At 42.8% G+C, this 13,174-nt stretch carries 16 protein-coding genes and 1 tRNA gene; 4 read left to right on the forward strand and 13 right to left on the reverse strand.

The window, feature by feature from the left end; all coding sequences use genetic code 11:
- Positions 1-37: 37 nt before the first annotated feature.
- From ACZ42W_RS19220 to ACZ42W_RS19250, 7 genes are all read right to left on the reverse strand, one after another.
- Positions 38-802 (reverse strand): MerR family transcriptional regulator, encoded by a 765-nt coding sequence (locus ACZ42W_RS19220; protein WP_464166868.1) that lies wholly within the window; start codon positions 800-802, stop codon positions 38-40.
- A gap of 561 nt (positions 803-1,363) precedes the next feature.
- On the reverse strand, positions 1,364-1,675 hold the full coding sequence (locus ACZ42W_RS19225) for a winged helix-turn-helix transcriptional regulator (protein ID WP_464166869.1): 312 nt from the start codon (positions 1,673-1,675) through the stop codon (positions 1,364-1,366).
- Positions 1,676-1,891: 216 nt separating this feature from the next.
- Positions 1,892-2,230 carry a phage holin family protein gene (locus tag ACZ42W_RS19230; protein ID WP_464166870.1) on the reverse strand — a complete coding sequence of 113 codons (339 nt, stop codon included), beginning with the start codon at positions 2,228-2,230 and terminating at the stop codon, positions 1,892-1,894.
- Positions 2,231-2,243: 13 nt separating this feature from the next.
- On the reverse strand, positions 2,244-2,570 hold the full coding sequence (locus ACZ42W_RS19235) for a hypothetical protein (RefSeq protein ID WP_464166871.1): 327 nt from the start codon (positions 2,568-2,570) through the stop codon (positions 2,244-2,246).
- A complete protein-coding gene (locus ACZ42W_RS19240; protein WP_464166872.1) occupies positions 2,560-3,015 on the reverse strand; it encodes an SHOCT-like domain-containing protein in 456 nt (151 codons plus the stop codon). The genes ACZ42W_RS19235 and ACZ42W_RS19240 overlap by 11 nt, the downstream gene beginning before the upstream one ends.
- 42 nt (positions 3,016-3,057) lie before the next feature.
- Positions 3,058-3,453: a DUF2089 family protein gene (locus ACZ42W_RS19245; RefSeq protein WP_464166873.1), complete on the reverse strand. Its 396-nt coding sequence runs from the start codon at positions 3,451-3,453 to the stop codon at positions 3,058-3,060.
- Between the two features lie 375 nt (positions 3,454-3,828).
- Positions 3,829-3,904: transfer RNA gene (locus tag ACZ42W_RS19250), tRNA-Lys, on the reverse strand.
- 338 nt (positions 3,905-4,242) lie between these two features.
- On the opposite strand from ACZ42W_RS19250, the gene ACZ42W_RS19255 reads away from it, so the two are divergent.
- Together ACZ42W_RS19255 and ACZ42W_RS19260 are read left to right on the forward strand one after the other, a co-directional pair.
- Positions 4,243-4,629: a DoxX family protein gene (locus tag ACZ42W_RS19255; RefSeq protein WP_464166874.1), complete on the forward strand. Its 387-nt coding sequence runs from the start codon at positions 4,243-4,245 to the stop codon at positions 4,627-4,629.
- A 98-nt stretch (positions 4,630-4,727) separates the two neighbouring features.
- The gene (locus ACZ42W_RS19260; protein ID WP_464166875.1) at positions 4,728-4,925 is read left to right on the forward strand and encodes a DUF1858 domain-containing protein; all 198 of its coding nucleotides are present in this window, start codon (positions 4,728-4,730) and stop codon (positions 4,923-4,925) included.
- Here the strand turns inward: ACZ42W_RS19260 and ACZ42W_RS19265 are convergent.
- The gene (locus ACZ42W_RS19265; protein WP_464166876.1) at positions 4,899-5,114 is read right to left on the reverse strand and encodes a hypothetical protein; all 216 of its coding nucleotides are present in this window, start codon (positions 5,112-5,114) and stop codon (positions 4,899-4,901) included. The genes ACZ42W_RS19260 and ACZ42W_RS19265 overlap by 27 nt on opposite strands.
- 152 nt (positions 5,115-5,266) lie before the next feature.
- Here ACZ42W_RS19265 and ACZ42W_RS19270 point away from each other — a divergent pair, with 152 nt between their 5' ends.
- Positions 5,267-5,476: a DUF1858 domain-containing protein gene (locus ACZ42W_RS19270; protein WP_464166877.1), complete on the forward strand. Its 210-nt coding sequence runs from the start codon at positions 5,267-5,269 to the stop codon at positions 5,474-5,476.
- A 64-nt stretch (positions 5,477-5,540) separates the two neighbouring features.
- Here ACZ42W_RS19270 and ACZ42W_RS19275 read toward each other — a convergent pair whose 3' ends face one another.
- From ACZ42W_RS19275 to ACZ42W_RS19290, 4 genes are read right to left on the reverse strand one after another with little or no spacing between them, the layout of a single operon-like run.
- Complete coding sequence (locus ACZ42W_RS19275; protein ID WP_464166878.1) at positions 5,541-7,142, reverse strand: cell wall-binding repeat-containing protein; 1,602 nt, start codon at positions 7,140-7,142, stop codon at positions 5,541-5,543.
- A 52-nt stretch (positions 7,143-7,194) separates the two neighbouring features.
- Positions 7,195-8,415, reverse strand: a complete 1,221-nt coding sequence (locus ACZ42W_RS19280; RefSeq protein ID WP_464166879.1) for an ABC transporter permease — start codon at positions 8,413-8,415, stop codon at positions 7,195-7,197.
- Complete coding sequence (locus ACZ42W_RS19285; protein WP_464166880.1) at positions 8,412-9,140, reverse strand: ABC transporter ATP-binding protein; 729 nt, start codon at positions 9,138-9,140, stop codon at positions 8,412-8,414. The genes ACZ42W_RS19280 and ACZ42W_RS19285 overlap by 4 nt, the downstream gene beginning before the upstream one ends.
- 16 nt (positions 9,141-9,156) lie before the next feature.
- Positions 9,157-10,758 carry an efflux RND transporter periplasmic adaptor subunit gene (locus ACZ42W_RS19290; protein ID WP_464166881.1) on the reverse strand — a complete coding sequence of 534 codons (1,602 nt, stop codon included), beginning with the start codon at positions 10,756-10,758 and terminating at the stop codon, positions 9,157-9,159.
- Between the two features lie 429 nt (positions 10,759-11,187).
- Here ACZ42W_RS19290 and ACZ42W_RS19295 point away from each other — a divergent pair, with 429 nt between their 5' ends.
- A complete protein-coding gene (locus tag ACZ42W_RS19295; RefSeq protein ID WP_464166882.1) occupies positions 11,188-12,375 on the forward strand; it encodes a S1C family serine protease in 1,188 nt (395 codons plus the stop codon).
- A gap of 60 nt (positions 12,376-12,435) precedes the next feature.
- Here ACZ42W_RS19295 and pflA read toward each other — a convergent pair whose 3' ends face one another.
- The gene (pflA, locus tag ACZ42W_RS19300; RefSeq protein WP_464166883.1) at positions 12,436-13,158 is read right to left on the reverse strand and encodes a pyruvate formate-lyase-activating protein; all 723 of its coding nucleotides are present in this window, start codon (positions 13,156-13,158) and stop codon (positions 12,436-12,438) included.
- Positions 13,159-13,174 lie beyond the last annotated feature (16 nt).

Consider the following 13,174-nt stretch of genomic DNA (forward strand, 5'->3'; position numbering starts at 1 on the left):
AGTTCGAAACTTTCTTCTCCCCCATTCCATTGACAACTTATTTCTCCATCCCGGTATAAATGAAGACTGCATCCCTTAGAAATTCTGCAGAACCCGGTTGTTTCTCGTCATAATAGGCCGTAAATCTTGGATCATCTACATACATCTGAGCAACTCCAGCATGGGCTTCCTTTGAATAGCTATCCCAATAATAACATAGCCACTGACGATGCAGATCTGCTGTTTTTTGCGCGAGTTCTCCTGCAGGGTCCCCTGTCTTAAAGGCAGCATGAAGGGTTTCGATAACCTCTGTAGCAAGCTTCGTTACCTCATCATATTGTTCTTGAGTCATACCTAACACTTTTTGATTGGAACTATTGACGGTACTTTCACCATATTTTTCGCGAACCTCTTTGCCATACTTTGCTTCATTGTCCTCTACGAGCTTTTTCTTAAAGCCTTCGAACTTTTCTTTATCCGACATAATCATTCTCCCTTCGGTTAACGCAATGGTTTTGTCAACATTGGAAATCAAAGCATCCAATTGCTCTCTTTTTTTAAGAAGCTTCTCACGATGTTCTCTCAGTGCCTTTGCTCCGTCGAAAGAAGGTGCGGTTACAATCTCTTTAATGCTTTCCAAATCTACACCCAGCTCTCGGTAAAAAAGGATCTGTTGCAATCGATCGACTTGTGCTTGACCATAAATGCGATACCCTGATGAGTTAATTCTTGCCGGCTTAAGAATACCTATCTCATCATAATATCTCAGAGTCCGAGCGCTAACACCAGCCAGCAGAGCTAGTTTTTGCACCGTGTATTCCATGTGATTACCTCCTGACGAGATAACTATATACCCTTACGCAACGTCAATGTAAATAGGTACTTTAAAATTATTTGATAAATATTTAGTTGGGAGCGTTCATTAATTTTAATCTGAATTTTAAAACCACAGTCTTATAGCTCTTTGTCAATTTTTCTACCTCGAGAAACATTATTTCGTCCCCATCCCATTTTTCAGAAGTTCAATCATTGCTATAATTTCTTTTTCATTACTTTCGTAGTCCTCGTTTATAATGTCTTCTCTAAGCTCTCTTGCTTTCCTCATGAGATGTCCTTAAGTCATATAATATGACAATAATGTCACAACAGCAATTAATACCAATCGCCATAATACAAAAAATCTGTACACAAAAAAATTACCCCATATCACTTTAAGTAATACGGGGTAATTTGCTTCATATCAAATGTGTGTATTTACAATCATTTCTAAACTATGATTAAAGCGAGGCCATAGAAAATCCATTATTAAAGCCGTTGCAAGCCCTGAGGCAAAGCCTACGAGAAAGATCACTGACATGATTACATTTGCGAGGGCTGGTAGGTATTAGAAAATCCATTTTTCCGCCCACTTTTGCAACTCATCAAATACGGGTAATAACTCTTTGCCTCGCTCAGTAAGGCTATACTCAATACGAACTGGCATCTCAGGATAGACCTCACGTTTAATAATCTGTTCGCCTTCTAATTCCTTCAACCGTTCTGTCAGCACTTTACTGCTAACATTCGGAATGATTTCTGTCATCTCTTTAAAGCGCTTCGGCCCCGTGAGTAAAACACGTATAATGAGTCCAGTCCAACGTTTTCCGATTAACTCGTTTGCTGACTCAAATTTTGGACACAAATGAAAATCTTCCAAACGTCAGTCCCCCTTTTCCCATTTACGTTTATTTTACCACATTATTTCTCTTGACGGAAGTAACTTTCAAATAGAACTATACTTTCCTAAAGTAACTAAAAGTAGTCAAGTCAATTTCCCAGCACATACACATTGCTATTTTCTGAAACTCCCCGATAAGCTAAAGACCGCCATCGAATGGCGGCCTCTATAAAAAATCTCTTTATAATAGACAGACTACGATTCCAACCCATCTTTCAAAACCCAATTTGCCAGTGAAACAATGACGGACGTCAAAAATGCAACCCAAAACCCTGGTACGTAAAAACCTGGTAATAACCCACTGGTAAGCATGATCATCCAAGTATTCACTACGAGAGTGAATATCCCAAAGGTCAAAAGGGTAAAGGGAATGGTCAAAATAATAAGCAGTGGGCGAATTAGCATGTTGACAAATCCTAGAACTATCCCCGCAAAAAAGTAGTGAAGGAACGTTGCTGCTTCAATCGGCAAAAGTTGAGCCGCGATAAAAAGGGCGAGTGTATTTATTAGAACACGATAAATCTGTTTTTTCATTCTATCCCCTCGTTCATCTTAACTGTACTTTGACCCGAACCTCACCCGTCTCAACATCAACTACGTCCAGGCCTTTATGTCCTCTTAGCTCTTTTATAGCTGAATGGGAGACCGCAATGAACCCACTGAGGGAAATTGCTTTCACAAAGCGAAGGTGATTTCTCGCGTTTTCCTCCTGCGGCAGTGGAACAAGCTTTAGCCCCATTTCCCCAACCGAAGCTAAATCCTTCACGGCCTCAAAGAATTGATCAACAACCCACAGAGGCACCGGAAAAATAAATCCCCAATGTCCTCTTACCTTCACTCGGACCATTAAAACCATTGCTGATTTATTCCACACACACTTCCACCTTGATTCTTCCCTCTGCTGGATCTGCTACTTCCACGTCGACGATCTTCCCATCTACACTTTCTTCTACCAAGCGGATCAGACCTTCAACATCTAAAGCTTGCAAATCAAGTCCCTTTTGCTCCAACTCCATGCGCTTTTCCGCTGGAACAAAGCTCATAGCATAAACGATAAGTTTAGAGGCTGATCGAATCAGGCTAAAGGGAACATTCACATTGACCTTTAAGGTTTTCTCTCCGACGACCCGAACCCGCAAGAAACGATCTCCATAGGGTGAACTACCTATCTCCCGTTTAGCTATTCCATTCTCGGCCTTCTGGAAAGCCTCCTCTTTCAAATCCCCTTCTTCAACTGCCTTCAACAAATCCATCCCTTCGGCAGCCGTGATCTTACCTTCCTGAATCATCTCTAGAATCTTCATCTTTTCATTGCTCATTAGATTTACTCCCTTCTGGCTTTTTTGCCCTTAACCTCTTCTTTACTTATCCATCTTTCTCATTTGACAAGCAGCTTCCTGTGGCGATATTTCTCCACGATCAAGGGATTCAAGAATTTCTTGTCGACGCTGACTTTCCTCCTGGGGATCCAACTTTTCTTTATCCTTGTCTACCCGATAGCCAAGTGCCTCAATAACACTGTCTAAGCGGCTACGAACCGTTGGATAGGATATGCTTAACTCTTTTTCCACCTCTTTGATATTGCCTCGGCATTTGATAAACGCTTCTATAAAAATGAGCTGTTCAGCAGGAAGCCTACAAAATTTACACGAACTAAATTCACCCTCGATTTTCGTTGGACAATGAGTGCAGGTCAATTTGCTGATTTTCATTTCATGGTCGCATACGGGACACCGATGAGGTATTTTATAATCCAAGGTCAACCACCTCTATATCAAGTTATTATGTATCTTCTGATTAAGATAATAACGTTATTTATTAATTATGTCAATATTAATTTGAATATATTTAATTATAAGGTTAATATTATTAATATTGTTAGTAAAATCCGTTTTCCTAATACATAATCCCTGATTTTAAAAATGCTAGGAACAAAAGAAGCATGACAAAAGAAGCATGACAAAAGAAGTAAAAGGACGTACCTTGCTTCTATTTGTCATGCTTCTTTCATATCTAACTGAGATTTTAATTAGCTGAATTTTCAAGAGTTGTTAGGCACTTATAAGATTCAAACACAAGAAAACAAGCGTCTCAGAATCCTAAAACGCTTGCCAGATGAATGTCAAATTTAATGGTGCGCCACCGGGGATTCGAACCCCGGACCTGTCGATTAAGAGTCGAATGCTCTACCAGCTGAGCTAGTGGCGCACAAGTTACTTATCTATAGTATACCTATTTGGACAGCTTTGCAAGAGGAAATAGAAATTATTTATTCTACTCATAACTCAATACTGATATATCTTTGCCACTTAGGATCCAATACTGCCACTACCGAACACTGGCGAATTTGCTATTCTTTCTTTTTACTTTCCTCATATTAAAAGGATATTAACAAATAATATCTAATCTCAAATTTTATACTTGACGAAAGTTACTTACACATAGTATTATACTTACATAAGGTAACTAAAGGTTGCCAAGAAATTAAATCTACGAATGTTATTGCTTTACAATAAACATTCTAAAAAGAAAGAGGAGAATTTATCATGTTGAATCTAGGGTTACTTATCATTCGTTTAGTTGTCGGTTTATCCTTTGCCATGCACGGAAGTCAAAAACTTTTTGGCTGGTTCGGGGGACATGGACTTAAAGGTACTGCAGGATTTTTTGAATCCATTGGTTTAAAACCAGGAACAGCTCTTGCGGTTCTCGCAGGACTAGGTGAACTATTAGGCGGACTTCTCTTTGCAGCTGGTACTTTTATGCCACTCGCCGCACTCTTGATTGTTGGAACGATGCTTGTCGCTATCATAACTGTAACAGGAAAAAACGGTTTCGATATTACTGCTGGAGGTTTCGAGTATAACTTGACCATCATTGCGGCTGCAGTAGGAGTTCTACTCACCGGTCCTGGCTCTTATATCCTCTTCTAATTCAGAAAAGACAAATCGGTCGTCTATCAAAGTTTACACTCTACCGAGGGGAACTTTGATTTGAAGATATAACTTATTGCTTAAAGGAGAAAAAGAGAATGATTACTAAAGAAATGTCTATCACAGATATCGTTAGAAATAACCCAAAAACTGCTGAAGTAATGATGGGTTATGGAATGCACTGTTTCGGTTGCATGGCTGCTCGCTTCGAGAACCTAGAGCAAGGTGCCTTAGCCCACGGTATCGATGTAGAAAGCCTACTCAAGGATTTAAACACTGTAGCAACTGAGAATTAAGCCAAAAAAAGCCGTAGAAAAGACTATAGAAAAACCGGAGAATTCCATGTTGGAGATCTCCGGTTTTTCGTATACAGTTATCCTCGATAGCCAAAATGCTGGGCAATCTGAAGATAAGTGGGCATTTCCACCTTGAATTTCTCCGATGGAACCACCAGTTCCACCTGCGCCAATGACTAGATATTTCATAAAAATCTCCCATTATCATTGTAAGTACCCCTATTTTATCATATTAACAGGCTTAATACGGGTTAAATCTCAGGAATAAGGTACAATAATGTAAGATTCGAATTTTCCCGTGAAACCGATTAGGAAAATATCTAATAAGGGAGATGTGGCTTATGCTTACTGGCGCCGAGAAGATTACTGATGTTGTGGAGAGACATCCACAGACTGTCGAGATTTTCCAAAGATACGGGATGCATTGTTTTGGTTGCATGGCTGCTCGCTTTGAAAACCTGGAACAAGGAGCCTTAGCTCATGGTATCGATGTGGAGAGCCTACTCAAAGATTTGAATACTGCAGTGGCTAAGGATCACGTCGCAAAATAAACGTAAGCCATAAAAACACCGAAGAATTTCCCACAAAGGATTTCTTCGGTGTTTTACATTTTTCCTAGTGCTTCAATAACTCATGAATTCGCTGCTCTAAGCTAATGCTTACAGCTCCAGTATTCCCGACGACTGTAGCACTCGATATATAACCTTTATTATAGAGCAAAGAATAATTCACAGCAGAAGGCAACTCATTCCCCGGAACCGTGATGACGAATCCATCTTTCTTAGCAGCCAATGCGGCAGCAAGCAAAGCATTCGCATAGGGTTTACCGTCTGGAACATCATCAGGAGCTACCAAAGCTGTCGTCACATAGATGGGGGCCTGCTTCTCTATAAGATTCTGCAGAATAATTTGTTGCGTACCATAACGATCCGCTCCTCCCCAACGCTTAACGGCATATTGGGCACCGAGCTCGCTCTCAAGCTGGGAGCTGACAATCCCTGTTCCACCTAAGATAACGACCCGTGAGGGAGCAATTTGCTGAAGCTTGCTTTGCGTTACACTCGGTAAACTTGTAGTATCTGTCAATAGAATGGGAATCCCCTTCTCAGCGGCAAAGGCGCTTGCTGCCAAGGCATCAGGTTCTCCATATCCATACGCTAAGTAAACAGTATCTGTAGAGCCAACCCAACTTGCAATCTGTGCAGCTGTATCATAGCGATCTGTACCGGCAAACCGATATGTATATAGCCCTGCTGCCTTTAACTTCTGTTCTGTTTCTTGAGAAATCGCACCAGTTCCGCCAATGATGAACACGGTACCGGCACCTAAATTTCGAATTTCTGCTAAGACTTTCTCATCTAAAGCGCTTGTTGAAGTCATCAAGATTGGCGCATCATATTTCTCTGATAAGGGCACAGAGACCATAGCATCTGCTACAACATCATCCCGAGTCAGAATAACATGTGTCGCACTGGACCATCCGCTTTGAGCGACCGCGACCGAAAGGCTTGCGTTATCTGAGACTTGACCCCCTATACGATTCCCCGGAGTATAGGCGGGCTTAACTTCCATTGAACCTACGATATGTCCACCGTAAACAAAGTTTACGGTGCCCAGTTGAGTGGGGGTCATGGTAAAAGTGAACGTTCCATCATACAAGGTCGTATAGGCTGAAGAACTTCCACCTGCATCTGTTCCATCAACTGTTATAGACTTACGAGCCATCTCATTTCCATCGGGATCCGTGATTTTCACAGTAACCGTACTCTTAGAATTGACAACTAGCGAACCCGTCGTGGTGATAACTGGCTCAACTACATCGATAGAGCCACCTGCATAATTATCATACTTATCCCATAGAACTAAGTCATATTCTCCGAGCTTATCAAAAGTAAAATTTGATATTGAGAAACTTCCTTGCCCACCACTAACAGAAACATATGTTATATCTCCATCAGGGTCACTAATATAGCCAGATACCGATCCTGAGTATACATCATCTTCTTCATCATAAAGCCTAAAGTTAATAGTACTTGTAGAACCGAGAAGATAAGTTTGACTCGCTTCCGTTTGAAAAATCAAATAGTCTAGTTCTTCTGTGACTACCCCTGTAATTGGATCCTTTGTATCTGCTAAGGCCATGGTGGGTGTTATGAAAGCCAGCATCAAAACCAGGCTTAACACAAGTGGCAGAGTCCTCTTTTTCTTAGATACCACCTTAATTCTCCTCTCTCTTATCTGCGACAAAATCCGTCTTATCTCTTCCGTCTTACTCATACCTAAGCGCCTCAATCGGATCCATATTGGCAGCCTTCCTTGCAGGAACGACTCCAAAAACAATTCCGATCATAGCGGAAAACCCGAAGGCCATGCCGACGGAAGACAAGGAAACGCTGGCGGCCATGCTAAAGACTTTACTTACAAGAATTGCCCCGCCCCACCCAAGCAAGATTCCAATTAAGCCTCCAATCACGCTTAGCACCACTGCTTCGATTAGAAACTGGGACAAGATATCCTTACCCTTTGCCCCGATGGCCTTTCGTATCCCAATTTCTCGCGTTCTTTCCGTTACGGAGACGAGCATAATATTCATGACACCAATACCACCAACTAACAGAGAAATTGCAGCAATCCCTGCGAGTAGCATGGTCATGGTTTGTGAGATTTCCTTCATCGTCTCTAGAACCTCAGCTTGGTTTGTAACCGTAAAGTCATTTGGTTGACCTGCTGGAATCTTATGGGCAGTTTGCAGGGCATAGGTTACCTCATCCTGTGCCTCAGTCATCAAATCTGCAGATGCTGCTTCGATATAGATTTGGCGAACAGCTTTACTCCCTGTTAAACGCGACTGTACCGTGGAAATTGGAGCAAATATCGTATCATCATTGTTTGTAGCGCCCGAAGACCCCTGACTAACGGTGACTCCAACAACTTGGAAGGGTACGTTGTTCAACTTAATCGACTTTCCGATAATATCAGCATTGGCATCCCCTAGCAAATTCTCTACAACTGTCGGGCCCACTACGGCTACTCGTGAAGACTTCTCTATATCTTCCTCAGTTATAAATCGGCCCTGAGCTATTTGGATATTTCGGATTGTAGCATATTCGGTTGTGGTCCCCATTACACTTGTAGAAGTGTTCCCCTTGCCATAGACCACTTGAGCATTTGAACTTACCGTAGGCGCTACCATCTTCACCGCTGACCCCGCAGCCTTAACCTTTGGTACATCCTCCATTTTCAGGGTATTGGCACTTCCACTCCCACCCCGAACACCTCCAGAATTAGACTGCCCAGGGGATACAATCAACAGATTGGAACCGAGACCTTGGACACGGGAAGATACAGATTGTGAAGCTCCGTTACCGATCGCGACCATAGCGATGACCGCCGAAACCCCAATGATAATCCCAAGCATGGTCAATATGGAACGCAGTTTATTGGCAAAGAGAGCTCGCAGGGAGACCCTCATCAATTCAAAAAAATTCACACGGCCTCTCCTTTCTCTTGCACAACGGGAACTTCAGCCAAACGAGGATTGACAACTGCCTCATCTTTCTCGATATGACCGTCGCGAAAGCGGATAATCCGACGTGTAAATTCAGCAATATCAGGCTCATGGGTAACGACAACAATCGTATTCCCTTCCGCATGAAGGCGCTGAAAAATACCCATTACCTCTTCGCTGGATTTACTATCTAAATTGCCTGTTGGCTCATCCGCTAAGATAATCGCAGGGCGGCTGACGAGAGCCCGAGCAATTGCCACGCGCTGTTGCTGCCCTCCGGACAATTCCTTCGGACGATGATGAATTCGTTCTCCTAAGCCCACAGATTCCAACGCTGCAATTGCCCGACTTCGGCGCTCCTTACCTCCTACTCCTGCGTATAGTAAAGGGAGTTCAACATTTTCTAAAGCCGTCGTTCTTGGTAAAAGGTTGAAGCCTTGAAAAACGAACCCAATTTTCTGGTTCCGAATTACCGCAAGCTCATTGGGTGAAGCCTTAGCCGCATTAACCCCATCTAAAAAGTACTCTCCCGCTGTCGGTGTATCGAGGCAACCGAGGATATTCATCGTCGTGGACTTACCCGATCCTGAAGGGCCCATGATTGCTACAAATTCTCCGGCTCCGATATGAAAATCCACACCGCGTAACGCTTGAACCTGAATATCCCCAGTGCTATAGATTTTTTTTATCCCTTTGAGTTGGATCATATCTTCTGCCTCCCTTCTATCTCAGCGGTACTCCACCAAATCCACCTCCACCACCACCCATGCCAGGTACAGAGACTCCAGATCGGGAGTTAGAATTTGTATTTGAGTTTGTCTTCGTTGTGGTAGTTGTGGACCGAGTCCCTGTGACAACAACTTGACCTTCAGTTAGGCCGCTCTTAATCTCTACATTTGTTCCATCATCAATCCCAATTTCCACTGGAACAAAGCGAGTATTCGTGCTTGCACTCAGGTTCTCAGTGCTTCCTGTATTCCCAGCTTGAGCCTGACGATTTGCCGTACTTGAATTTGAATTCTGCGGTCTGTTATTACCTGACTGTTGAGTTGAGTTTTGGGGAGAAGTTGTTTCCGAATTATTTGTACTTCCATCTTGGGTTTGACGCTTTGTACCTCCTTGAGGGTTATTGCCTGTGGAGGGCTGATTTTCTGTACCTGAACCCTGAACGACGAGTACCCCCTTTTGGTTTCCTTGTGTTTTAATTGCCTGACTTGGTACAGTTAGGACATTTTTCGATTCAGCTATTATGATTCCTACATTTACATTCATTCCAGCACGCAATAATTCACTGGCCTGATCCATCTTCATAGTGACACTAAAGGTAGTTACATTCTGTGTCGTAGTACCTTTCAAGGAAACTTTACTAACCGTTGCACTCATTTTTTCATTTGGAGCAGAATCTAAGGTGACCTCCACTTTTTGTCCTGCTTTAATCTCGGAGATCTCCGCCTGCGAAACGACAGAATCAACGATTAACAAATCTCCGCCTGTGGCTAGATTCATCACGGTCGTCGAATTATTGATGGTTTGACCCTTCTTGATTGGGACATCAACAATCACTCCATCAGCCGGTGCGATGATGTTGGCCTTCGCTAAATTATCCTGGGCTTCAATCACCGCAGTCTGTTTATCAGCGAGTGAAGTTCCTTCTGCAAGTCGCTTTAACTTTGCTTCAGCAATTGCCAAATCGGCCTTAGCCGTTTCAACTGTTTGAGCTGCCCCTCCATTTTGTGTATTTTGCGCTGTCGCAAGATTTGCCTGGGCTTGGGCTAGAGAAGATTGAGCTTGTTGAATACTTGATGAATCCCCACCCTGTTGTGCCTTCGCTAAGTTATTGCTCGCATTGAGAACATTTTGCTCAGCAATATGCGTCTGATTCGTAAGATAAGCTGGGTCAGCATTTTGCTCTGCAGTTCTTAACGTTTGCTTCGCCTTAACAATATCTCCTTGAGCGTTCACCTGCTGTTCCTGCCAGGTAAGTTCCGCTTCTTTTAAGCTTGCGATGCTCTTGGTGACCTGCTGCTGCAAGGTTTCAGTATCCATTTGAGCAAGTACTTGACCAGCTTTGACCGCATCCCCAGCCTGAACATAAATTTCTTTGACTGTCACGGATCCCGTTTGTTCAAAGCCCAACGGTATCTCCTCGGGGTATTTTACTGTTCCCGTCGCTGTAATCGCCTTTTTGACATCACCCTTTTTCACCGTGGTTGTAATTGTAGATGAAGTCTGAGGTACGGTTTTAAAATGCTGGTAAGCCCAATAGCCGCCCCCGCCTAAAATTAAGATTCCTAGGACTAAAGTAACCGTCAACTTTTTCTTCATGTCCTTTTTAACGCTCCTCCTTTAAGTTTTTTCAAAATGAAAAAGTTCACTAACTTAAAAAATTATCCAATACAATTTAAAAACTTACTGCTCAAGCTAGTCGAGCGAGTCGAGAAGTTATTATCTACTCCCCCTTATGTAGACATTGTGAGTTATTCTCATTAAGTATGAGGCAAGTTCCTGAATCAAACCTTAAGGCTACCTGAAAGTTTCTTTAAGGTTTGCTGAAAGTTAGCTGAATGTCAGCTGAAGATATCCTGAAAATAGGTTGTCTTTTTCCATTATGGCATTAAACTGTAAAAGTTTCAGCACATTTTCAGTTAACCATCAGGTTAATCTCAGATAGGAACTTTATACTTAAGTCAAGCACTAAGAAGTGCTCTTGCGAATTTCTGTCATTTAAAAATTTAACCACAGGAGGGTCTAGTAATGAACGAAAACGACTTTATAATCCCCCAAGAGAAGCCACCCAAACGCAAAGGCAAGTTTATATCTCTAGCAAGTTTATGCTTAGTGAGTGCACTCATTGGAGGACTTACATCTGTTTCAATACTCCAGAGCATCAATCCCCAAGCCTTCAGCTCCCTTCAATCCGCTCAATCGACTCAGTCTACTCTCTCTACCTCTACTCCAGCTACACTCGTCTCCAATTCTTCGGACACCCAGACGAACTTCCCTGTCGCACAGATTGCTAAAAATGTTGGTCCTGCTGTAGTGGGGGTATCCAATTTTCAAACCAGTCGACGAGGATTCGGAAGTGGAAGTTCAGGACTCGCTGAAGCAGGTAGCGGTTCCGGTTTCATCGTTGACGCTCAAAAAGGGTATATAGCCACGAACAATCATGTCATTGAAGGTGCTCAGAAAATCACAGTGAGTTTGAGCGATGGTCGGAATCTGGATGCAAAGCTCGTAGGTACAGATCCACGGACCGATATAGCGGTATTGCAAATCTCAGATACGAGTAACTTAACAGCCGTTAAGCTCGGTGACTCCTCAAAACTAGAAGTTGGAGAATCGGTCGTAGCCATCGGTAACCCCGGTGGTAATGAATTCGCACGTTCAGTAACCACAGGAGTCGTTTCCGCTACCAATCGTACTCTCGAAATGACAGGAGAAGCTGGCCTCTATAACTTGATTCAAACCGATGCCGCTATAAACCCTGGAAATAGTGGAGGACCACTGGTCAATTATCAAGGGGAAGTCATTGGAATCAACTCCGCCAAATATGCTGCAACTGGGTTTGAGGGAATGGGCTTTGCCATCCCGATCAGTGATGCAAACACAATCATTCAGCAGTTAATCAAATCTGGAGTAGCTAAACATCCTGCCCTTTTGGTATCGGTCAACGACCAATACTTAACTTACGCAGAGACGAATAATTTACCCCTTGGCGCTTATATCGCTGAAGCACAACCTAACGGCCCCGCAGCTAAGGCCGGAATCGTTAAAGGAGACGTCATTACCCAAATCAATGACGCAAAAGTCAAAAGTTCCTCTGACCTCGTTCGAGAGCTTTACAAATACAATATCGGAGATCAAATTAACATCACCTTCATCCGAGATGGACAAAGCAAGCAAGTCCAAGCAGCACTCGGAGAAATAAGCTCAAGTTTGTAATTTTTTCCTTCCCTCCTTCTTTTATATAAAGGGCGAACCTCCTCGGTTCGCCCTCTTTTTCTATACATATACTTCTCTATTATTAATGTTTTGCTTCATTTGGTCCATTTGTTCTAGACTCGGCGCTTGGAGCTTACCCAATGAATACGGTAAACCAAGTTTTTCCCATTTGGATACCCCTAAACTATGATAGGGTAAGAATTCTATATTTTTGACACAAGAGCCAAGAAAATGGACGAGTTCTTTCAATTGCTTCTGGTGACGAGGAGAGTCATTGATTCCGGGTAGAACAACATAACGCAACCAGAGTTCCTGTTTTTTCCTCTTAATTAGCTCGATCGCCTCTCGAAATTTCTCATCGGTTTTTCCAGTTAACCACTCGTATTCAGCTGTATTCAAGGCCTTAACATCTAAGAGTAAAAGATCTGCATAAGGAAGAACTTTTTCTAAAGCAGATAGATCGACCCAGCCTGAAGTATCGACTGCTGTATGAAGCCCCTTTTCTTTACACCCTCTAAGGATTTCGGCAGCAAATTCTGGTTGCAGCAAGGGTTCCCCACCGGATAGGGTAATTCCCCCCTGCTTCCCAAAGTAGGGTTTGAACCGCATAACCTTTTGGACAACCTCCGCTGAATCGATTTCCATCCCCCAAGTCTTGTCCCAGGTGTCGGGATTATGGCAGTATCTACATCGTAAAGAACAGCCTTGGAAAAAGACAACCGAACGTATTCCTGGACCGTCCACTGTCCCCAAACTCTCAATTGAGTGAATTTTTCCCTTCATATTAATATACTCCTTA

The organism is Desulfitobacterium elongatum, from assembly GCF_055378975.1.